Below are 23,977 nucleotides of genomic sequence, written 5' to 3'. Positions count from 1 at the left end.
AATCAGCAATGAAATTCAATTCGATAAAACCAGGCATTTTAATATTAGGCGCTGCTATGTTAGCATCATGCGGGAGTTCAGAAAAACCTGCACAAATGGCAGCAGCCCCTGCGGCTATTCCAGTAAGTGTTTATACGGTAGCTGAAGAAGACGTGACCACTGTAGATACTTATCCAGGTGTGGTTGTGGCTTTAAATGAAGTTGAACTGAGAGCAGAGGTCGGTGGTTATATTACGGGGATCTTTGTAAAAGATGGCCAAAAAGTAACTAAAGGACAGAAGCTATATGAAATTGACCGCACCAATTATTTGGCTGCTTATAATTCAGCAAAAGCCAATGTTCAAGTCGCTAAAGCAAATCACGATAAAAGTAAAAAAGATGCTGAGCGCTATACCAATCTGGCAAAACAGGAAGCTGTGGCTAAGCAACGTGTGGATTATGCATTAACAGATATGGCTAATGCAGGATCTCAGGTTGCAGTAGCAGAAGCCGCTTTGGCCACTGCAAAAGCAAACCTTAACCGCTCGGTTATCGTGTCGCCACTAACAGGTACTATCGGTATCTCACAAGTAAAGGTTGGCGCGTTGGCAAGTCAGGGCACTACCTTGTTGAACACCGTTTCGGCAAATGATCCGATTGCTGTTGATATTGCCGTAAATCAAAAAGATATTCCACGATTTCTTAAGCTACAACAAAATGCTTCAACCGTTAAAGATTCTGTATTCAGCATAGAGCTTCAGGATAAAAGCGTGTATAAGATGGCAGGAAAAATTGTAGCCGTAGACCGTTCGGTTGATCCTGGAACAGGAACGATAAAAGTAAGAATCAGTTATCCTAATACCTTTGGTATGTTGTTGAGTGGTATGACTTGTAACGTTAAGGTTTTAAACAAAGCCGAAAGCAAGCAAGTAACGATTCCTTACAAATCGGTATCGGAGCAATTAGGTGAGTATATGGTGTATGTAGTTGGTGATAGCAGTAAAGCGCAGCAACGTATCATTAAGCTTGGCTCGGAAACGGGAGAAAAGATTGTGGTATTGAATGGCTTACAGGCCGGTGAAGTCATCGTTTCGGAAGGGGCGCAAAACGTAAGACCAGGCTCGGTAGTTCAGGCAGCTACAAAATCTCCAGAGGTTGCAGCAACGCAGCCTGCAAAAAAATAGTTTCAAAATATTTTAAGACATTATGATTTCAGAAGTTTTTATAAAACGTCCGGTAACGGCGATTGTTATCTCCATACTGATCGTTATGGTGGGTATCATTGTACTCACAGGGCTGCCCATTAGCCAGTACCCAAATATTGCACCGCCGACAGTAACGGTGAGTGCCACCTATACCGGTGCAGATGCACAGACCGTTGAACAAACGGTAACCACACCTATTGAAAGCCAGATTAACGGTACACCAGGTATGAAGTACCTAACCTCTTCAAGTACTGCTGATGGTAGATCGACCATTACGGTAACTTTCGAAGTAGGAACAGATATTGACATTGCTGCATTAGATGTGCAGAACCGTGTTGGTATTGCCGAACCCTCATTGCCGGAAGCGGTAAGAAGGTTAGGTGTAACCACAAAAAAAGCAAATACAGACATGTTAATGGTGCTTGGGTTGTATTCTCCAAAGGGCACCTACGACCAAAAGTTCTTATCTAACTACTCCAACTTATATTTAAAAGATGCCCTTTTAAGGGTTAAAGGAGTAGGGGATGTGATGGCTTTTGGACAGCCATTTAGTATGCGTGTATGGTTAGATGCCAATAAAATGGCAGCTATGGGGATTACTCCAGCAGAGGTTTCTGCAGCTATTCAGGAGCAGAATACGCGTATTCCGGGAGGTAGTGTAGGTGGACCACCACAGAAGGGTAACCAGACTTTTGAGTTCTCGGTGATTATGGATGGTGACCTGAGTACTGAAGAAGAATTCAGGAACATTATTGTAAAGACTTCTGAAAATGGTTCTGCAGTGTATTTGAAAGATGTTGCCAGAATTGAACTGGGTGAATTTGCTTATAGCATCAATGCGCAGATCAACGGTAAGTCAGCAGCGATGATGGGGGTTAACCAGACTCCCGGAGGTAATGCGGTACAAACTTACGAAGGGATTATTAAAACGCTTGATAAGTTAAAGCAATCCTTCCCTGAAGATTTGGATTATACGATCGGATATGAAACGGTATCTATCGTAAATGTGTCTATTGATGGTGTAGTTAAAACCCTGATCGAGGCATTGATATTGGTAACTATAGTAGTATTCCTGTTCCTTCAAAGTTGGAGAGCAACATTAATCCCTGTATTGGCGATCCCGGTTTCCATTATTGGTACTTTTATCTTCTTTAACTTGCTGGGCTTCTCGGTAAACGTATTAACCATGTTTGGTTTCGTCCTCGCCATTGGTATTGTGGTAGATGATGCGATTGTTGTGGTGGAGGCTGTGCAACATTATATGGATCATGAGGGCCTATCTGCTAAAGAGGCAACGAGGAAAGCGATGCGGGACATCACAGCGCCTGTTATTGCAATTGCATTAATTCTGGCTGCGGTATTTGTTCCGGTAGGCTTTATTCCGGGAATGGTTGGTCAGTTGTATCAGCAGTTTGCCATCACAATTGCCATATCTGTATTGATCTCCGCATTTATTGCCCTAACGTTAACGCCTGCATTGTGTTCATTGATGCTAAAACCGATGGACATTCATAAAGATTCAAAAGGCTTAAATAAGTTTTTCTATAAGTTCAACGCATGGTTTGCACGCGTAACCAGTAAATATTCTAAAGGTGTACAGTGGTGTTTGAGAAAGGGGCCCTTAGTAATGGTATTACTGGTGTGTATTTATGTAGGTACAGTTGGTTTGTTTAGTGCAAAACCATCAGGATTTATTCCTAATGAGGATGCTGGGGTATTTATTATGGGGGCCACTTTACCAGAAGGTTCATCCGCAGTAAGAACGGATGCTTATGTAGCCAGGATTATTGAAACGATCCGTAAGGAGAATCCTGAAATCAAAAATGTGACCTCTATTTCCGGAATGAACATCTTAAATAGTTCATTTAAATCCAATGCGGCTACCTTCTTTGTGCAGTTACACCATTGGAATGACCGTAAAAAAGATGTATCAGCTGTGGTCGCTAATGTGCAAAGAGCCTTTGCTGGTGATAAGGAAGGTAATTTAATTGCCGTACAGCCACCTCCAATTCCGGGCTTAGGTTTTAGCGGTGGTTTTACCATGCAGGTTCAGGAGCAGCAGACTGGTGACATTAAGAAATTCCAGGAAGTTGTGGGCAAGTTTTTAGGAGCGGCAAATCAAGATCCAGCTATTGGAATGGCTTATACCTTATTCAATTCCAATACGCCAAATTATAAGATTAGTGTGGATCGCGATCAAGTGAAGAAGATGGGCGTATCCATCGGGGCTGTTTACAGTACGATATCTTCTTACTTTGGTAGTGCTTATATCAATGATTTTACTAAATATGGTAGAAGCTTTAGGGTTGTTGCCCAAGCCGATACCAATTACCGAAGTAAGATTGAGGATTTGAATCAGATTTATGTGAAAAACATAAAAGGGGTTCCGGTTCCATTGACTACAATGGTTTCTTATAAAAAGATAGAGAATCCTTCAGTTATCAATCATTATAACCTGTTTAGATCTATTGAGATTAGCGGTGCTGCAAAACCAGGTAAGAGTAGTGGTGAGGCATTGGCTGCTTTAGAGAAAGCAGCGGCTGAAAACCTACCAGCTGGTTACAGTTACAACTTCTCCGGAATGAGTCAGCAGGAGCAAGAAGCAGGGGACAGTACCACAGTTATATTTGCATTAATTATTGTTGTCGTATTCCTTTTATTGGCCTCTTTATATGAGAGCTGGTCTGTTCCCTTTTCAATTTTACTAAGCGTTCCCTTAGGTTTATTCGGTGCTATTCTGGCATTGATGTTCTTGCCTCATCTGGATAATAACATTTATGCTCAGGTAGGTTTAATTACCCTGATCGGACTTTCGGCGAAGAATGCGATTCTGATTGTTGAATTTGCAAAGGAGCGTGTAGATTGGGGAATGGGACTTATTCCTGCAACAATGGAGGCTGTTAAGTTGAGGTTACGACCGATTGTGATGACCTCTGTGGCATTTATTTTAGGGGTAATTCCTTTGGTATTGTCGGTAGGCGCAGGAGCGGTATCCAGACAAACCATTGGCTGGACAGTAGCCGCAGGTATGTTGTCGGCAACTATTCTGGCTATATTTATTGTGCCGGTATTGTTTGTACTAATTACAAAACTGGCTTACGGAAAGCAGAAGTTGGCTGAGCTGGAAGCAAGCTATAGTGCCGAAGCGCACAAAGATACTTTGCATGCAGATCCGGATATTGAAGAATAGGATTTCGCGGTAAAAGCAAAGAGCGGGTGTATCAAAATCATGATACACCCGCTCTTTGCTTTTACGTGTTTTTTATTGTTTATTTTTTTGATCTTAATTTGGTTAAGTAAGCTCTTACAGGTGTATCATAAACCGTCATTACCAGATAAGCGAATCCAAGTAAAAGGATTGTTCCTGTTAGTATAATCATCGTTAATTGTGGTGTTTCAGGCTTATGGGTAGTATAGTAGCTCAAAAATATCCATATCACTGCATAATGTGTCATATACAAGGGGTAAGATATTTTACCAGAGAATACACATAAGTTTTTTACGCCTTGGCTAAGGTTTGCACCAGCACCCAAAGCCACAAGCAGCGGGAAGTAAATCAGTACTACCATTGGTTGAGTAAAACCGTTCCATTTGGAATCTGGCAGAAAAAAGGCCAGCAATAATAACACCGATAAGCCCAAAAAACCTAGTTTATTTTTTACGATCCAGTTAAAACGGAAAATCAGCATACCCACTAAAAATGAATAGGCGATTCGGGCACCGCCGTCCCAGAAGTTTTCTCCAGCCCATCCACCCAATAAGCTACCACCAGCACGGTAGCTCACATAACAAAGTGTGCCTGCAGCTATTATAGCCAGTATAAGCAGAATACGACGATCTAGTCGGCAAAGAATAAGTGCATAAAGGATATTGGCTACATACTCCCAAAATAACGACCATGCAGGTGCGTTTAACCCGAACAAGTTAAATGAACGCTCGGCAATTACAGGATATGGAATAAGTAAGATGGAACAAAGGAAAATAAGTATGATTTTTCCGGCACTATATACTTCAGGTGTCCCACCAAAGGGATCAAACAGAAAGGCCAATAAACCTAATACAGAACCCATGATCACCAAAGGATGTAATCTGATCAGCCTGGATTTGAAAAATTCTTTGATACCCATTTTCCCGATCCGGTCATCATAAGCATATGCAATTACAAATCCCGATAAACAGAAAAAGAAATCTACCGCTAAAAAGCCGTGTGCAATGAAGTTTTTGGCTGGAAGATATACCATTTCCATGAAATGGAACACCACAATAGCCAATGCAGCTACTCCTCTTAATCCGTCAAGAATTTCAAAATGTTGTTTAGTTTTTAAGATTTCTGGGTTTAGTGCATTCGTGTTCATTTACAATTTCCTTTGTTTCATTTTTTCGGCTTCCGCCTTTAGTGTCGAAAGTCTGTCATTTGAGTTCTTTTGTTTACTAAGCATTTCAATCGCCTTATTTTGATTAAGCAAAGCCTCATCATAAAGTTGCATGCGATAAAATATATGCGCCATCGTATCATAGTACTCTGGAATTGGAGTTATTTCAATTGCGCGTTTACTCCATAATAATGCTTTTGTTAAATGTGTAGTATTACGGGTACCTAAGATGTAATAATCCCAAGAGGCATTATTTAGTGTCTTTGCTACATTGTTAATTGTTCCGGAAGCTGAGATTTTTGAATAAGTATATTTGGTTATTGGTCCGCTTGACTTTGCTTCTACATTTTTTCTAGCTAACATGTACTTTTTAATTGAAGCAGTCAGACTGTCTTTTATATCCTGTTCTTTTTTTGCAAGCTTTTTTATGGAGTCTGGACTGATCTTCATATAATACTCATCGTAATAATACTGTGCCTGACGATAGAAATTTGCGGTGTCTTTTACCGCCTTATAATAGTCAAGCATGAGATAAGAAGATTGTTTATTGCCCGCGGCATAATTCTTTCCCCATGATCCTCTGGCAAAATTCGACACAGAATAGGCCATAGTTGGGTTTTTGGTTGCTATGGCTTCATTTTGTGTGTTTTGAATAATCCGTTTATTTATTTCAGCCTTCTCTCTTGAAGGGCGTGTTTTGTAGATACTATCCCTAATCTTTGGATTGGTAAAGCTAAGCTTATATGCTTTGCCATTCGTAAAAGGCCCTGCATTTAAAATAAATAATACCTCGTCATAATCATTAAAAGAAGCTACAGTTAAAAAGTTAACATACTCATCAATTAGCTTGGCATTGTCATACATTCCTAATTGTTGTCTTAAACTGATGTACTCTTTTAAAAAATCTTTGCTTAGTTCTCCAGCCTTGTATTTTACTTCATAATCGCCTAAAGATGAATTGCTGGAAAGCTTATTTAATGCCTGGTTTGCCAGATCTAAATAGAGTTTGGATGCGCTACTGCTTCTAGCCCCTTTAACGATTAACACTCCTTTTTGATCAAGATACAGGTAGGCCGGGAAAATTTTAAGCTGATATTTCCGCATGAAGCTCAAAGCCTCAGCATTTGGAAGGTTTACAGCATAATTAACAAAGTTTTTATTGTAAAACTGAACAACATCAGGATTATCAATTCCACTTTTGTTGGGTAGTTTTTTAGTCGCCCCAATATTGATAAAAAGTGGCTGTTTGGTTTCTGAAGCCTTTTTCAAGGCGCTATTCAAATCTTTTTGGTAGTTAATCTGCGCAAATGAAAAGCTAGCTTTAACTAGAAGAATGGATAACAGTAATGTTTTATACATAGAGCGGTTGGTGAATGTTTTGGTTTTTCTGTTTAGCTAATATAAGCTCAAAAAAAGATTTTATAAGACTTTTGGAATTAAACTCTCGAAATATCCTGTATATTCAGCTGCATAACTTAATAGTCATGTGCCTCTTACGTGTTATTTTATTTACACTAATTATTTTCGGTTGGACACCTCTGTCACAGGCTCAGATCAATTGTAAGGTAACCAGGTATACCAGTGAAGATGGCTTGTCTCATGATCGTACCAATGTCATTGTGCAGGATCAGGATGGTTATATTTGGATTGGTGGATGGGGCGGAATCAATAGATTTGATGGTAGAAATTTCAGTTCTTTTAAATATGGTCCGGGTGATATCGCTGCGGCCGTAAGAACCAGTCGTATAGAGCGCATCATTGATGATGGAGAAGGCAACCTTTGGTTAAAGGGATTGGACAAACGTATATACTGTTTCGTCAAAAAGAGCGAGAAATTTTCCTCTTTGAAGGAGCTTAATTTAGGGGAAAGCAATATACAGGCAACTGAAATTTATTACCTGCGTCCAGGTCTTGTTGGCATAACTATGCGGGGAATGGGGGGGTATATCATTTCGACTAAGCATGATAAGCTCCGGGCGGTTCCTTTCAATACTAAGGCAAAAGCTGGCGGTAAAATAGGTTCAGATAGCGTTCGCTTTATTTTTTCAGATCAGCACAATCAAATTTGGCTAGGTACCCATCGTGGAGTTTATGGTGTAAAAACAAATGAAAATGGGAGGTATGGACGAATTCGCCTTACCAACCAACTATTGTCATCATTAAATTTTACCAGCTTCTCAGAGGACGAATCGTCTATTTACCTCGCAACCTTAAGCGGTCATCTGGTAACCATCAACAAAATAAGTCATAATGTACTGGTTAAGAAAATAACAACTGATGCTATTGTAGGGTTGAAGAAATCGAAAAAGAATGCCTTGCTTTTTTGTACAACTAATAAGGGATCGCTCTTAACTGTTAACGATAAGGCAGAACTCGTAAACGATACAAGAATCGACGAAAAAATAAATGCTTCCACGATTTTCGAAGATCGATCTGGTAATTTATGGATAGAATCTAGTAAAAGAGGGGTGATCAGATATGTGCCAGGTACAGGTAAATTCAATTGGTTTCAAAATAGAGCAGACGGAATCAATAATGGCTTGCAAAAGTATAATATTTTTGAGGATGATTTAGGGCGCATATGGGTAAATATGAAAGGTGGCGGATTTGGCTATTTTGATGAGCCCAAAATGGTGATTTCTGGTGCCTATCTTGCCGAAGGAGAAAGTGTGAATGGTATGTTTCCAGATATGGTTAATAATTGCCTATATGATCGATTTGGTGTAATATGGCTTGCAACTCACAAAGGAATCGTTGAAATTACTCCACCAAATTCTGATTTTAGCCCACAATTAGTTACTGAAAATTCAAATCGTTTAGCTAACCAGGTTAGGGGGATTACCACTGATCATTTTGGTCGTACCTGGATGGGGACAAAAAAAGGGCGCATTTTTTTATATAAAAATGGAGGTTTACAACCTAATCCCATTGAAAACCTGCCGAAAAATGGTTTAGGATCGATATATGCAATACTTGAAGATCACAAAGGAACAATCTGGATTGGGACGAAGGGACAGGGATTATTCAAAGCAGATCCTATCTCTACCGAAGGAACATCCTATCGCTTAAGTCATTTTGAACATAATCCATCCGATAAGAATAGTTTAGGCAGCAATAAAATAGTTGCATTGTTTGAAGATCAAAGTAACCGGGTTTGGTTGGGCACTTTTGAAAGAGGCCTGGATTTAGCCACAGAAGAAAATGGAATCACGGCTTTCGTTCATGTTGGTCAGCATATGAAGGAAACGGCGGAATTCTGTAAAATCAGGAGTATTACTGCTGATGCTGATCATAATCTTTGGGTTGGAACGACAAATGGATTAATGATTCTTCGGCCGAATGGTATCTCCGATGTTCCACAAAAAGTTAAGTTTTACGTAAATAAAGAGACTGATCCAAATAGCCTTGGTGCCAATGATGTACAGCATATTTTTTATGATGGAAAGGAGGAAATGTGGCTATCCACTTCTGGTGGCGGATTGTGTAAAGCAAATTATGCCGACCCATTAAAAAGTATAAAGTTTAAAAACTATAATTCGACCGCCGGACTGCTAAGTAATTATGTATTAAGTGCGCAACAAGATAAAAATGGTAAGATTTGGCTCGCTACACAAACGGGGCTTTCTAGATTTGACCCAACAAAAGGAACTTTTCGTAATTATCGCGAAGAAGATGGTGTGTTCGTAGCCACATTTTCTGAGGGAACAGTGACTGCATCGCCCAATGGCGAAATCACATTTGGAACGGAAAAAGGATTTTTAAAGTTTGATCCCTTAAATCTGAACGAAAAGCAGAGAAGTAGTAGGATTATCTTCCATAACCTTTTGATAAATAATCAGTCCGTTAATGTAGGCGATGTTGGATCAGTACTTCAGGTAGGAATTGACAAAGTAGATAAACTACAGCTTAAATATGATCAGAATACCATTAGCATTGGTTTTGGTATGCTTGATTTTCGGGATGGATTAAAGCGTCAGCTGCTTTACAGACTTAAGGGATTTGATAATAACTGGCATTTTAGCGGTAATCAGCATCGTGCTACTTATACCAATTTACCACCGGGTGAATACATTTTTGAAGTTAAAAACTTGAAAAATGATTACTATTTAAATGAAACTACGAAAGAGCTGGAAATCAATGTGCAACCTCCATTTTGGCGGACGTGGTGGGCCTACCTATTTTATGCAATCTTACTGTCTGGCGCTATAATAGTTATTTTTAGAATTATACGAACGATACTACGCTTGCGACAAAGTGTTGCCATTGAACGTGAGGTGGCGGCACTTAAGGTAGACTTCTTTACACAGGTTTCTCATGAATTGCGAACACCATTAACGTTGATCTTAAATCCTATAAAAGCAATCATGGAGACTGAACAACTCTCCGTAAAAGGGAGTCAGTACATACAGATGATCCATAGAAACGCGGGTCGGTTAACACGATTTATGGATCAATGGCTGGATCTTAGGAAGATTCAGAGTGGGAAAGGGGAGCTCCATTACCAGATCGTTGAATTGATAGGTTTCATCAGAAAGTTTCCGGATTACTTCAAAGGCGCGGACACTGAAAAAAACATCAGTTTTGCGATACAATGTGAGTTTGATGAACTTTATGTACAGATTGATCCTGAAAAAGTAGATGTGATGGTGTATAATTTACTCGCTAATGCCTATAAATTTTCTAATGAAGGAGGCTTAATAGAGATATTTATAAAAGTAGACAATCATCATAATTTTAGCATCGCAATTAGCGATCGTGGAATTGGCTTGCCACCTGATCAGCTAGAAGAGGTTTTCGTGCTTTATCACATTGACAATAGAAAGGAAACCAATGCCATTAAGGGAATCGGTATTGGCCTTGCGCTGGTGAAAGAAATTGCCGAATTGCACAATGGAACTGTTGCCGCTAATAACAATGAACATGGAGGTTTAACCGTAGAAGTAATCTTGCCATTAAAGGGAAATGTTTTAGAAAATGTAACGAATGATATCGGATGGAAAGCGCAGGAGACAGCTGTACCGGCTGCGGATTTAAATTCGCTATATACCGAAGAGCTGATGACTGATTCGTCGTTGTACCCCGTGTTGTTGCTTGTCGAAGATAGTTATGAACTGCGCGCTTTCCTAACCAAAGAACTCGGTGCGAATTTTACCGTAATTTGCGAAAATGATGGTTTGGCAGGTTTTACAACAGCGACTAAAATTCTTCCAGATTTAATTCTTAGTGACGTGATGATGCCTGTAATGGATGGGATTGAAATGTTGGATAAACTCAAAAACGATCAACGTACCAGCCATATTCCGATTGTACTGCTCAGTGCAAGGGCATCAATCGAAAGCAAGTTAGAGGGATTGCGGTATGGGGCTGATCATTATTTTACCAAACCATTTAATAAAGAAATGCTGATTACTGCCATGCAGAGCCTGATCAAACAGCGACGGAAAATGTTTAGCCAGATTAAAGACAAGGTTGTTGATCTTTTACCTGGTCAGGTTGTAATTACTTCCAAGGATGAAATCTTCCTTAAAAATGTAATTAAGATTGTGGAAGAAAATATGGCCAATCCAGATTTTACCATTGAAGCCTTGGCAGATCAGGTAGCGATGGGTCGTACTGCTTTCTATAGTAAGTTTAGGAGCTTAGCAGGAGTAACTGCTGTTGATTTTGTAAGGGATATGCGTTTGGCTAGAGCCAAACAATTATTTGACGCAGGTGAAGAAAGGATATCGATGGTGGCTTTTGAAGTTGGGTTTAACAATCCAAAATACTTTAGCACCTGCTTTAAAGAGAAATATAACACTTCACCCACCCAGTACGTGAAACATTTGACCCATTCCTGAGATTTTGAAGGACTTCGAATAAAAATGAACCATTTTCGAACAAATTTGAACCTTCCCATAGGCTGTATTATGTAAGTTTGTTATCATAGATACCGCTTTATTCGGGACCTAATAACCAAGTATAAACATTTCTCAGGGTATTACTTATGAATGTATCGTTCATAAATTTACATATCAAGTGTTTTTTCTTCTGGTTGATAAGGTGTTGAATTTTGCGATTTATAAACCAAATCTTTAACCAATTATTGATGAAAACTATGCAAAAAACACTACTCAAGAAATGCCATTGGAGAGCACTGTCAGGTATTAAGTTGCTACTGGCCGTGGCAATTTTACCATTCTCTTCTTTCGCAACAGAAAACTCTACAGTTGCTAAACTTAACAGCGCTGTTTTTTTTGTGCAAAAATCAATAAACGTCAAAGGGACAGTTGTAGACGGTAAAGGCGCCCCCCTGCCTGGTGTAAGTATTAAAGTCAAGAATACAATCAGGGCTGCTGCTACCAATAATAAAGGTGAATTTAGCATCGATCTGGAAAATCAAAACAGTGTATTGATATTTAGTGCAGTTGGTTTTAAAACTGTAGAAGTTGTCGCATCGAACAATATGCGGGTAGTCCTAATGGAAGCGATTGACGAACTGGATGATGTTGTGGTTATTGGTTACGGTACTGTCAAAAAACGTGACCTTACCGGGTCTGTGGTGTCAGTAAAACCTGAACAAATTACAGCCAGACCTGGGCCGAATCCTATGGAATCGTTACAGGGAAGGGTTGCAGGTTTGGATATTAGTCGTTCATCAGGACAAGCCGGAGAAGGTGTTAACTTACAGTTGCGCGGAAACAGATCGTTTAATGCCAATAGTACACCTTTATTTATCATCAATGGTTTGCCGGGTGATTATGCTACTTTAAATCCCTATGATATTGAATCTATCGATGTATTGAAAGATGCAGCTTCAACGGCTGTATACGGTGCATCAGGAGCAAACGGTGTAATCATCATTACCACAAAAGGTGGAAAGGCAGGAAAAATAAATATCGATTTCAACTCTTATTATGGGTATAATGGTTGGTCGGTTGTTCCGGAAGCACTGAGCAGGGACCAGTATCTGGAGGCGAAAAGAGAGGCCTATAAATATAACTTCGATGGTGCAACCAGAAAGTGGGTGACAACTGCAGTTGCTGCAGCAAATGGATTTCCTCAAGCTGGTCCACCGCTATGGCAATCACCTGCAAACGATGAAGCAATTTTTGGGACTGCTAGATATAATTTGTTCAACCAGGGCAATTTTGTGAATTGGGCAGATATTTTCATGAGAGAAAACGCTGCTTTGCAGAACTATAGTTTAGCTGCTTCTGGAGGTACCGATGTTACAAAAGCTTACGTTTCATTTAACTTAAATGATGAGAAAGGCCAGTATATTGGAGATGACTACAAGCTCTATTCTACAAGCATGCGTCTGGATCATAAAATTAGAAGCTGGCTTTCTATAGGAGCCAACCTTCAGGCCTCGTATGTGAATAGAAATAAAGCCCAGGACAAACTGGAAAATGCTATTGTTACTGATCCCCTGGTACAGCCTTATAAAACTGATGGGTCTATAAACCCTGATCTGGGAAGTAACGTGTACAACCTTTTACTCGACTATCAGCCTGGAGTTTATGGAAACGTAGATAACAATACAAAAGTGTTTTTTAATCCATACATTGAAATCAGACCATTAAAGGGGCTAACTATTTTAAGCCGTGCGGGCGTACGTATGGATTATTTAAATACCTATCGTTTTGATGGGGTGGGTTCTGTAAATTATACCTATATAAACGCAAATACGGCCAGAGCAAGGATTAATCAAAATCGTTATCAGGAATATCAGTGGGAAAATGTGTTGACCTATAACTACCTGCTTGGAAAAGATCATGACTTTACATTTACCGGTGTTACATCTTATATCCACGTCCAGAATACAAGGACCGAGATGAATCAAACCAATATTGCCAACAACAAATTTAAATGGTACAGGTTTAGTGGCGATGTGAACACCACTTCCATATCAAGTTATGATATGAAGAAAACCTTCGGTTTGATGGGGCGTATCAATTATGCTTATAAAGGTAAGTATCTTTTTTCGGCTTCAGTACGCAGAGATGGATCTTCGGTATTATATGAAACCAATCAGTGGGATACTTTCCCCGCAGTGTCTGCTGGCTGGAGAATTTCTGATGAAAACTTTATGGCGGGTACAAAGAAATATATCAATAACCTTAAAGTTCGTGCTACATGGGGTGTTGCGGGAACTTCCTTTATACCCCCTAACTCTTCTGCTAATTTCGTTGATCAAACTAATATGTCATTAGGTGGGGAGATGGTTCCTATTTACCGTAGTTCGCGTATTCTTACCAATCCAGACCTGAGATGGGAGAAGTCTAAAACTTTAAACCTTGGCCTGGATCTGGGCTTATTTAACAATCGTATTGATATGGCCTTAGATTATTACAATACGAATACTGACGGGGTAATTTATGCTGTAAACGCCCCTATCACTACCGGAGCAGCCATCAGTGGTAGTACACCTTATCAAACCTATATGAATATTGCGAAAACCAACAACAAAGGTTTTGAAGTCACCATGAATACACGTAATATCGTAAGCAAGAATTTTGAATGGACCTCTTCTATTGCTTTTGCTCGTAATAATGAGAAAATTTTAAAAATAACAAATGGTCTTGCCAATAACATTACAAATAACGTAACGGCAGGAGAGAATCGGACAGCTGGAAATTATACACTGACCATTGGAGAGCCAATTGCTTCATTTAGAAATTTTAAAATTGATGGAATCTGGCAAATAGGCGAGGAAGCAGATGCAGGTGCATTTGGAAGACGCCCGGGAGACTTAAAAGTAAATACACCTGGAATTGTTAAACTGGCTGATGGGGTATTTAGGAGGGAAGGCACGAGCCAGTATTATTATACTAATCTGGCCGATGCGCAAAGATTTAATTCTGCATTAACTGCCCCATCTTCTCTCTACAATTACAATAATACCAATGACTTTCAGACTATAGGACATAATTCGCCTGATTTTTCATTGGGTTTCCAAAACAATTTTAAATACAAAAATTTTGATCTGGGTATTTATTCTTATTTACGTTGGGGACAAACAATCAACTATGTGATGTTGGGATGGTATAATCCCAGTGCATTGGCAACTGTTGCCAGTCCGCCAAGAACTTTTCTCGCTGACTTTAATTACTGGACACCAGAAAACCCATCTAATGATTTTCCTGTAATGAATATTCTTGCGTCTCCTTCAACTATGACCGGATTTTCAGGACTGAATTATGTAGACGGTTCATTCTTTAAAATCAAAAACATCACACTGGGGTATACATTGCCTGAAAATATTGCAAAAAAGATAGCTATGCGTAAAGTGCGTTTTTACAGCACCCTGACCAATCCATTGGTGATTACAAAAAGCCATCTGTTGAAAGACTACGATCCGGAAATGAATGGGGAGATGGATTACCCATTGACTAAACAGCTTGTGTTTGGTTTGAATGTATCATTTTAATCCTGGAAAATAAAATAGCGAGGAACACCTGTTCAGTAGCTGAAACAAATAAAAAAATAGAGATGAAAAATATAAAGAAAATATTTTGTACATGTGGATTAGGCTTATTGATGATATTGAGCGTGCCATCATGTAAGTTAGACGAATATAATCCTAATGCGCTGGCGGAAGAAGAAGTGCTCAGAGATTTTAACGGTTTTAGATCATTTCAGTCTAATATTTATACAGGGCTTTGGGGTACATTGATCAGTATGCCATACGGGATCGTTTCTGAAGTTGGAACAGATTTATGGACATCGCCTACGAATTCTGTAAGTAACAGACAGGTGATGGCTTATGAAGAATTTACCAATAATTTTAATCTGGTAACCAACACCTGGGATTATGCCTGGGGTTCAATTAAAGATTGTAATAAAACTATAGAGTTGGCTCCGCTGATAAAAGACGGAAATGCTACGGATATTAAAACCCTTGTAGCAGAAGCACAGGTAATGAGGGCTTATTATTATTCTGTACTGGTTGCTCAATTTGGTAATATTCCATTGATCACAACTGCTGGTCCTGTAAACCTGACTCCTGTGCGGAATAGCGTTGCTGACGTTTATACTCAAATTATTTCCGACTTAACAACCGGTGCCCAGAATTTGCCAGTGACACCTTACCAGGGCAACCTTCAACGCGTAACCAAAAAATCTGCGCTTGGTTTACTTGCCCGGGCATATGCGCAAGGAGGTGGCGAAGGATTAATGGAGGGAACAAAAAGTTACTGGCTGAGGGCAAAAGAAGTTGCTGAAGATCTGATTCTAAATAAAGGAGCATATGGTGCTACCATGTATGCCGATTTTGCCCAGGTGTTTGCTGCTGCTAACAATAGAAATAATGCTGAAGTTTTATTTACTGCATATGGGTTAAATCCTTATAACGCGTCATACGATGTGTTTACAGGCAATAATAAGCCCAATCTTTATTTGCATTATTATCCATCGCTCGACAATGCATTCGGTGCAGGTACAGATCTTTTCAGGAGAGCAGCAGGGTCAAATACATCTAATGCTTATTACGGACGTCTGAACCAGTCGTTTATTGCGCCTACAAAATACCTGATCAATTGCTTTAATGCAACTTATGATAAGCGTTGGGAAAATTCATTTGTGACTGCATTTACAAACTATTCGGGTGTTCAGGCAAAAACAAGTAATGCAACCCCACCAAGTCCTGCAAACGTAACTTATGCTGACGCTACAGTTACGCTTAATGCTGCAATGTGTACCAAGTATGGCATTAATCCCGCATTTATTGGTCAAAAAATCTATCCGTATGCGGATGTTGATGCCAAAAATGCTTCACCGAATGCGACCTGGCAATACATCTCTAAAGTATGGCCGAAAGGTGTAACTACAGGAGCAACTTCTGCTTTAGTTACTGTGGCAAATGCCAATGTGCATCCATATCCACTGGATGTAGATGAAGACAGGTTTTTCGCATTTTTAAGTAAGGATCAGCTAAGCCCTGCAGATAAAGCACTTCGCAAATATGCAGTGGTGAATATCAACGACCTTTTTGATCCTTCAGATCCAACGGGTGCCAAATACAAAGATCCTACAGGTAATGGATTGACCCCATTAACTATGGCAAATCTTTTTCCTGCTTTAAGTAAGTTTAACCACAATTTCGATGGTGGATGGCTGGGTGGTAACTTCCAGCAAAAACTAGGTAATATTATGGTGATGCGTATGGCTGAAGTTTATTTGCTTGCCGCTGAAGCTACGCTTAAATCTGGTGGAAGTGCAGGTGTTGCTGCAGGATATTTAAATGAGCTGCGTAAACGTGCTTGTCGTAATCCTGCGGATTTTAATGCTGGAACGGGAATGATGTTATCTACAGCAACGATGAACGATGTTTTTGATGAGTATGCCAGAGAGCTTTGTGGCGAGTTTAACCGCTGGGCACTTTTAAAACGTCATAGAGCATTCGAGACTCGCTTAGCACTATACAACCGTAGGGCTGCAGCAAGCTTTAATCCGGCAAAACACTATAACAGACCTATTCCTTTCAATTTCCTGAATACAATCAATAATGGTGATGAATTTGGAAACAATGGTTACTAGTTAAAATAAGCTCTTTTTTTTACGTTCGCCATCCTGAGATAAACTCAGGATGACGAACGTACCTTTTTACACACCCAATTTTTTCCTCGATATTCTTTCTGATTTGTTAGCTTTGGGCTTTAAATAACAGAACCCTTTTAAATAAGAAATAGATGAATCATTGGTTAGTAAAATCTGAACCTTTTAAATATAGCTGGGAAAAATTCAATCAAGATGGACGCACCTTTTGGGATGGCGTACGCAATTATCAGGCACGCAATAACCTCAAAGCTATGAAGGAGGGAGATTTAGTCCTGTTTTACCATAGCAACGAAGGCAAAAATGTGGTGGGTGTAGCTAAAGTGGTGAAAGAGTTTTATCAAGACCCAACAACTGATGATGCGAACTGGGTAGTGGTAGATTTAGCCCCTGTAGAATCGCTGAAAAATCCAGTAAGTCTGGAGCAGATCAAAGCCGAAGAAAGCCTGAAAGATGTTTCACTAGTTAGACAAGGCCGCTTATCAGTAATGCCCTTAAAAGCAGAAGAATTTGATAAAATCCTGGAAATGGGAAGCTAAATAGAAGAATAAGGTTCTGCTCTTACGTATTTCTTTGTTAAGAGCAAACCTACACTCATAATCAAGCTAGAGCCTAATACCACTACAAATAAAAACGAGGTGCCTACTTCGGGTATTTTAAGCGCTGGTGGCAAGTTAAAATATAGCAAAATACTAATTAGTCCTCTCGGACCAATGAATACCTCTGCACCACTGTTTTCTTTCCTGAAGAGCTTTAGGTAAACAAATCTGATGGTAAATATAGAAGCCAGCATAATCAGCCCGTTCACAATCACTACCTGGTCATTCAGTTCATAAATGTTCATGGTAAAGCCGAAGATGACAAAGAAGAAGGTACGAATGATAAAAGCACTTTCTGCCGACAACTGGTACAATTGAGTCAGATCATTTGATAAATTCTTATAAATAAAGACGCTTCTAAACCAAACATGTTTAATGGTGTCGGCATTATTCAAAAACAACCCGAAGGAAAGGATCAGTACCAGCGAAGAAAGGTGATAGGATTGCCCGATGGCATACACCAAGATCAGAATAGAAATGATCAGGAAGAATTTGATATGGTGCGATATCTTTCCCATAATATACAACAGCAAAACACAAGATACAGCGGATACCACTACAATTAATGTGGTGGTCATTGCTAAGCCTGTAAAAGATGATATTGAAATGTGCGGGTTCGTGATGGCAAAGTTGAAAAGGATGATCCCTAAAATATCCGAGAAGGAAGATTCGTAGATGATATACTCTTTACCCTTCTTACTCAGCGCTGCGGCTGAGGGGATGGCTATTGCCGAGCTGATTACACTAAATGGAATGGCATTGGCAAAACAGATGTAAAGGTCTTTTCCGCTAATCTGATAGATGATAAAGGTGATGACCGATACCGTAGCGATCAAAATAAAAAAAGCTGATAAAAAGGCTCCCTTTATCAGCTTATTCTTTTCCCGCTCGTATTTGAGTTCTAAAGAACCCTCAAAAACAATTAGAATTAAACCTACAGTTCCAAGCGTAGGTAATATGGTTAGGAAATTGAAAGTATGCAATTGAAGGTTGTCTACCAGCACGCGCAAACCAATACCTAAAAGCAAGAGTAACAGGACAGATGGCAATTTAGTTTTGCTGGCAACCAGGTCAAACAAGTAGGAGAAGATAACCAGTCCGCTTAAAATAATGAGTGTAGTGTAAGTGGTCATGAGCTCCTAAAGTAGCAATTATTCTGGAAAAAACAGGGCTTTTAGCTCTATAGCGTCATTAGGCTTCATTTTTCCACCTAGTATTAAACGCAGTTGTCTCCTTCTTAATGCACCGGCAAACAATTCAATTTCTTCCTCCGTTTCTGGCAAAAGTTCCGGAACAGGGATAGTTCTACCACTCTGGTCTACCGCTACAAAAGTATAATAGGCTTCATTAGATTTAGCTCTGGTACCCGATGGGATGTTCTCTGCCCATACATCAAGTCTCACTTCAACCGATGTATTAAAAGCACGAGTTACTTTAGCTTCAATTGTAATTACATCACCCAGTTTAATAGGCTGTTTAAAGGAAACATTATCAACCGATGCAGTAACTACAATTCGATTACAGTGTTTCTGAGCAGAAATAGCCGCTGCAATATCCATCCAGTGGAGCAATCGGCCTCCCATTAAATTGTTAAGGGTATTGGTATCATTTGGCAATACCAACTCATTCATAATGGTGAAAGAGTCTTTCGGGCTTTTTATTTTTGTACTCATAATTTCTGCAAAAGTAATTAAAATTGAATAGACATCCGCAGGAAGGATGAATAGAGGATTATTTTCTTAAAGTATTTATATTGCTGTAACCAATCAGCTCTTCCCATCTTGCACCTGGTTTTTTGTAGTAAGCAAATACCTGGTAAGTATTGGTTGTTTCAAAATAGGAGCCTTCAAAAATAGCCTGATCAATTTTGCCGGTCGCCTTGTCAAGCCAAATGTACTTGTAGTCGTAAAGGCCCTGTTTTAATAAGTTTTTCCCGTAAAACCGTTTTTTAGAAGGCTCAAAAGTCATTTTACTGCTTTCATCCAATACGTAATTATTAAAGCGACCGACCACATAAGCATCACCATTGGCATTAGGTGGCGTTGCATTTAGCGTAAAGTAAATATTGGCATAATCGGCATCGGTATTGTTATCCCTGCCTTCTGTATTGCGAATAAAAAAGTTACCATTCTCATCAACAAGATTGGTGTATTTTGGTTTATTGGTATTGACATCCTGAAACAATATCACCTCAAAAATTTTGTCTCTAACAATCTCCTGAACATTCTCCGCCTTAAAGCGCAAGCTACGGATGTCGAACTTTCTAAATTGATTCCCAGCAGGGAAATCGTTCGCCAACAGGTCATTGTAGACCAATGAACCCGGTTTGATAAAAGTTGGCTTAGTGTTTAAAATGGCAGTTTGAGGAATGCCGTTTTGCATCACTATGGCCTTCAGGTTAGTGTATGGATTTTGTATTGGCGTTTTATGGAAGATCGTAAAATTAACCTTCTGGTTGCTAAAACGTAGGGGAACCTGCGAGCTTGCCACAACTTCTAAACCTACATCAACCAGGTTTTCTACCACATAAAAACGCTGAGAGATTACGGGCTTTTGTTGGTTGCCATCCTCATATACCTTTAATAAATAGTTGCCCGAAATTTTAGGCTTAATCTGGTAATTGGGTAGGGAAAGTTGGTAATGTGTGTATTTTTGAAGCGCGTTGAAAGAATACTTGTAATCGTTTATTCTGTCTTCAGATATGCCATCCAGGTAATCGATAGGAGAGATCCCTGAAGATTTCCATTCCGATGTGCAATGCTCTACCGTGTACCAGTAGATCTTGCTGCTTCCATTCAGGTCATCAAAGGAGAAGCTAAGCTGCTCATTTGATTTCAAAGTCAGGATTGGGATGGATTGTTCTTTTTTAGTATTGTAACACTGCACCGTTTTAATCTGTGGCAGGTACACTTTATTGTCGTAAACAAACTGCTGGTTTTGTGCCCTTGCAATTTGAATGCTGCATACTAGTAAAAAGAACAATCCTATCCGTTTTATCATTTATTTGCTTTCTAATTCCATGATTTGTGAAGCTAGATCTTCCCAGTTTTTCTGAGCAGTATCCAACAACAATTTAGCTGTAGCGTATGCTGCGTTCGCTTCAGCTAATTTACCAGAATTTGAGTAAACATCCTCATCCGCAATTTTTGCTTCAATGGTTTTTACGCTATGTTCAAAAGCAGCAATTTCCTGCTCTAATTTTTGCAATTGATCATTTAACTTTTTAAGCTGTTGCTGAGCATTTGGAGCTGCTTTTTCTTCAACCTTAGGCTTTACTTCTTTCTCCTGTTTTACTGGGATACTCGTTGGAACTGGTTGTACTCTTTTTGCATTCCATTCTTCATATTCCGCATAAGTGCCAGGATATTCCTTAATGTCTTTATCTTCGATAAACCAGATTTTATTGGCCACGTTATCCAGGAAATACCTATCGTGAGATACCGCTATAAAAGTACCTTCATATTGTGTTAAAGCCTGAATCAGGATATTTACAGATTGTATGTCCAAGTGGTTGGTAGGCTCATCCAGAATCAGGAAGTTTGAGTCTGTCGTTAATGACTTAGCCAAGGCAACCCTTGATTTTTCACCTCCAGAAAGCACTTTGATCTTTTTGAAAACGTCATCACCTGTAAAAAGGAAACAACCCAAAATACCACGAAGCTCTGTGTCAGTATGCTTAGGTGCAAAAGCCTGTAGCTCTTCTAAAATGGTATTTTCAAGGTGAAGTGACTCCAATTGATGTTGTGCAAAGAAGGTGGTCGTTACATTGTGACCAATTTCACATTTTCCATCAAACCCTTCAGCACCGGCTATAATCCTTAGTAAGGTGGATTTACCTTTACCATTGGCACCAATCAAAGCAATTTTGTCGCCTTTTTCGATCAAACCATCAGCATTTCTCAGAATTTCAATGTTAGGATAACTTTTGTTCGCTTCTTCAACACGGATCACGTGGCGGCCTGATGGTTTAGAGAACTTAAATTGGAAGTTCACCGTTGGGTTATCGTCATCCACATCTTCTACGCGTTCCAGTTTATCTAAGGCCTTTATCCTTGATTGTGCCATTTTAGCTTTTGATGCCTTGGCCCTGAAACGCTCAATTAACTTTTCTTCCTGCTTAATCTTAGCCTGTTGGTTTTTAAACTCTCCTTTTTGGATTTCACCTCGTAAAGCTTTTTCCTCTAAATAGAAGGTATAGTTACCCGCATATGGCGTTAATTTTCCTTTACGAGACTCTACAATTTTATTTACCACTTTATCTAAAAAGTACCTATCGTGAGAAACGATTACAATGGCACCTTCAAAACTAAGCAGGTAAGTCTCTAACCATTTAATGGAAGGTAAATCCATGTGGTTGGTAGGCTCATCCAGCAATAGGATATCTGGGGTTTGTAAAAGGATTTTTGCAAGCATTACGCGCATCCGCCAACCTCCAGAAAAGGTGTTTAGCGGGCGGTGTTGGTCTGCGGTGCTAAAACCCAAACCTGCCAAAATCTCATTTGCTCTATATTCGATACTATATCCATCTAAAGCCTCAAACTCCTGTTGCTTATCGCTCAGTTTATTTAATACTTCTTCAGAATAATCTGTTTCAATTTTTTTTAATAGTTCTTCAATCTCATCATGTAATTGGTTTTGGCGCTCAAAAGCCTCCATGGCCACATGTAAAATACTATGGTGTGAATCGTAAGAAAGTAAATCCTGGTTCAGGTAACCGATTTTCAAGTCTTTCGACATAGAAATCGAACCCGAAGAAGGTGAGTATTCGCCAACAATTATTTTTAGTAAGGTAGATTTTCCCGTTCCATTGGCACCAATAAGTCCAATTCTCTCTCCTGGTCTAATGTGCCAGTCTGCTTCATCGTATAATGCCCTAGAGCCCAGCAGGAATGTTAAGTCGTTTATAGAAATCATTTGGCTGCAAAAGTACAACTTTACGGCCAGTTTTGAGGGAATTTAGCAGCCGCAATGACAGAATTTTGCTGTTTTTTTGCCATAGTTATGAAATATTATACAAAAACGCGGAAGCTGTACTTTTGTGATACATCAAAACGTTGCTTATCTTCGCGCCATGTATCAGTTAATTAAGCCTATATTTTTCCAGTTCGACCCCGAGAAAGTTCATTATTTTGTTGTTAGAAGGTTGAAATGGTTTCACGATCATTTCCCATTGGGAAAAACCATTTTGCGCAGCAGCTTTGATGTCAACATTAAAGGTTTAGAACGTGAGGTTTTTGGAATTAAATTTAAAAACCCTGTAGGACTAGCAGCTGGCTTTGATAAAAATGGGGAATACATTGAGGCTCTAAGTAATCTGGGCTTCGGTTTTATAGAAGTGGGTACAGTAACTCCTTTGCCACAGCCTGGTAATGATAAGCCAAGGATGTTCCGTTTGGAAGAAGATAGTGCCCTGATCAATAGGATGGGCTTCAACAATAAAGGTGTAGATACGCTTGCGGAAAGGTTAAGGCTGTTAAAAAGTAAGCATAGCGATATTGTAGTAGGTGGTAACATCGGTAAAAATAAAAATACACCGAATGAGGATGCCGTAAATGATTACATTAAATGTTTCGATCGCCTGTTTGATGTGGTTGATTATTTTGTAGTCAATGTGAGTTCGCCAAATACACCTGGATTAAGGGAGTTGCAGGAAAAGGAGCCGTTAATGCATCTTTTAAACACCTTGCAGCAACGGAATAAGAAAAATGATATCTCACGACCTATACTGTTAAAGATTGCTCCAGATTTAACCAATGAGCAATTGGATGATATTGTGGAAATTGTAATACAGACCGGAATTGCTGGTGTTATTGCGACCAATACAACTATTGATAAGACGGGGTTAAAAACGCCTGAAAAGATCAGTACTGAGGCAGGTGGTTTAAGTGGCAAGCCCTTAACTGTGCGCTCTACCGAGGTGATTAAGTATCTATCAGATAAATCGAATAGGGCATTTCCTATTATAGGAGTAGGGGGGATTCATTCTCCGAAAGATGCGCAGGATAAATTAGATGCAGGTGCATCTTTAGTGCAGTTGTATACGGGTTTTATTTATGAAGGCCCCGGTATCGTTAAAAGGATTTGTAACGAGTTGGTTAAGAAATAACCAACTCTACTAAAACGGTCTTTTAGTCGGTCGTCATTGGTCACTCGTCATCCTGAGTTTATCTCAGGACCTCGCACTTGCAGGGCTTCCTTTCTCTTGAGGGGTCCTGAAATGAATTCAGGATGACGACCGCATAAAAAAATAATCCCTCATTACAAAACGACGAGGAGCATACAA

General features: G+C 39.5%; 13 protein-coding genes. 7 read left to right on the top strand and 6 right to left on the bottom strand.

Annotated features, from left to right (window positions below; genetic code table 11):
- Positions 1-8: 8 nt before the first annotated feature.
- Together FBD94_RS22595 and FBD94_RS22590 are read left to right on the top strand one after the other, a co-directional pair.
- The gene (locus tag FBD94_RS22595) at positions 9-1,163 is read left to right on the top strand and encodes an efflux RND transporter periplasmic adaptor subunit (protein WP_136881897.1); all 1,155 of its coding nucleotides are present in this window, start codon (positions 9-11) and stop codon (positions 1,161-1,163) included.
- A gap of 22 nt (positions 1,164-1,185) precedes the next feature.
- Positions 1,186-4,374, top strand: coding sequence for an efflux RND transporter permease subunit (locus FBD94_RS22590; RefSeq protein ID WP_136881896.1), 3,189 nt, complete (start codon positions 1,186-1,188; stop codon positions 4,372-4,374).
- A 79-nt stretch (positions 4,375-4,453) separates the two neighbouring features.
- On the opposite strand, the gene FBD94_RS22585 is transcribed toward FBD94_RS22590, so the two are convergent.
- A complete protein-coding gene (locus tag FBD94_RS22585; protein WP_136881895.1) occupies positions 4,454-5,539 on the bottom strand; it encodes an acyltransferase family protein in 1,086 nt (361 codons plus the stop codon).
- The gene (locus FBD94_RS22580; RefSeq protein WP_136881894.1) at positions 5,540-6,916 is read right to left on the bottom strand and encodes a thioredoxin domain-containing protein; all 1,377 of its coding nucleotides are present in this window, start codon (positions 6,914-6,916) and stop codon (positions 5,540-5,542) included.
- 125 nt (positions 6,917-7,041) lie between these two features.
- On the opposite strand from FBD94_RS22580, the gene FBD94_RS22575 reads away from it, so the two are divergent.
- From FBD94_RS22575 to FBD94_RS22560, 4 genes are all read left to right on the top strand, one after another.
- The gene (locus tag FBD94_RS22575; RefSeq protein ID WP_169472387.1) at positions 7,042-11,397 is read left to right on the top strand and encodes a hybrid sensor histidine kinase/response regulator transcription factor; all 4,356 of its coding nucleotides are present in this window, start codon (positions 7,042-7,044) and stop codon (positions 11,395-11,397) included.
- Positions 11,398-11,645: 248 nt separating this feature from the next.
- Positions 11,646-14,969, top strand: coding sequence for a SusC/RagA family TonB-linked outer membrane protein (locus tag FBD94_RS22570; RefSeq protein ID WP_136881892.1), 3,324 nt, complete (start codon positions 11,646-11,648; stop codon positions 14,967-14,969).
- 62 nt (positions 14,970-15,031) lie between these two features.
- Positions 15,032-17,077 carry a RagB/SusD family nutrient uptake outer membrane protein gene (locus tag FBD94_RS22565; protein WP_136881891.1) on the top strand — a complete coding sequence of 682 codons (2,046 nt, stop codon included), beginning with the start codon at positions 15,032-15,034 and terminating at the stop codon, positions 17,075-17,077.
- Between the two features lie 152 nt (positions 17,078-17,229).
- Positions 17,230-17,634: an EVE domain-containing protein gene (locus tag FBD94_RS22560; RefSeq protein WP_131608909.1), complete on the top strand. Its 405-nt coding sequence runs from the start codon at positions 17,230-17,232 to the stop codon at positions 17,632-17,634.
- Here FBD94_RS22560 and FBD94_RS22555 read toward each other — a convergent pair.
- From FBD94_RS22555 to FBD94_RS22540, 4 genes are read right to left on the bottom strand one after another with little or no spacing between them, the layout of a single operon-like run.
- Complete coding sequence (locus tag FBD94_RS22555) at positions 17,631-18,827, bottom strand: cation:proton antiporter (RefSeq protein WP_136881890.1); 1,197 nt, start codon at positions 18,825-18,827, stop codon at positions 17,631-17,633. The genes FBD94_RS22560 and FBD94_RS22555 overlap by 4 nt on opposite strands.
- Before the next feature lie 18 nt (positions 18,828-18,845).
- Complete coding sequence (locus tag FBD94_RS22550; RefSeq protein WP_131608905.1) at positions 18,846-19,367, bottom strand: acyl-CoA thioesterase; 522 nt, start codon at positions 19,365-19,367, stop codon at positions 18,846-18,848.
- Positions 19,368-19,425: 58 nt separating this feature from the next.
- On the bottom strand, positions 19,426-20,694 hold the full coding sequence (locus FBD94_RS22545) for a type IX secretion system plug protein (RefSeq protein WP_136881889.1): 1,269 nt from the start codon (positions 20,692-20,694) through the stop codon (positions 19,426-19,428).
- Positions 20,695-22,608, bottom strand: a complete 1,914-nt coding sequence (locus FBD94_RS22540) for an ABC-F family ATP-binding cassette domain-containing protein (protein WP_136881888.1) — start codon at positions 22,606-22,608, stop codon at positions 20,695-20,697. It abuts the gene before it with no gap.
- Positions 22,609-22,765: 157 nt separating this feature from the next.
- Between FBD94_RS22540 and FBD94_RS22535 the strand changes: the two genes are divergently transcribed.
- Positions 22,766-23,800: a quinone-dependent dihydroorotate dehydrogenase gene (locus FBD94_RS22535; RefSeq protein WP_136881887.1), complete on the top strand. Its 1,035-nt coding sequence runs from the start codon at positions 22,766-22,768 to the stop codon at positions 23,798-23,800.
- Positions 23,801-23,977 lie beyond the last annotated feature (177 nt).

It is taken from the genome of Pedobacter hiemivivus, from assembly GCF_005144565.1.
Lineage (GTDB): Bacteria > Bacteroidota > Bacteroidia > Sphingobacteriales > Sphingobacteriaceae > Pedobacter > Pedobacter hiemivivus.
This window is presented reverse-complemented; position numbering and strand designations above follow the sequence as displayed.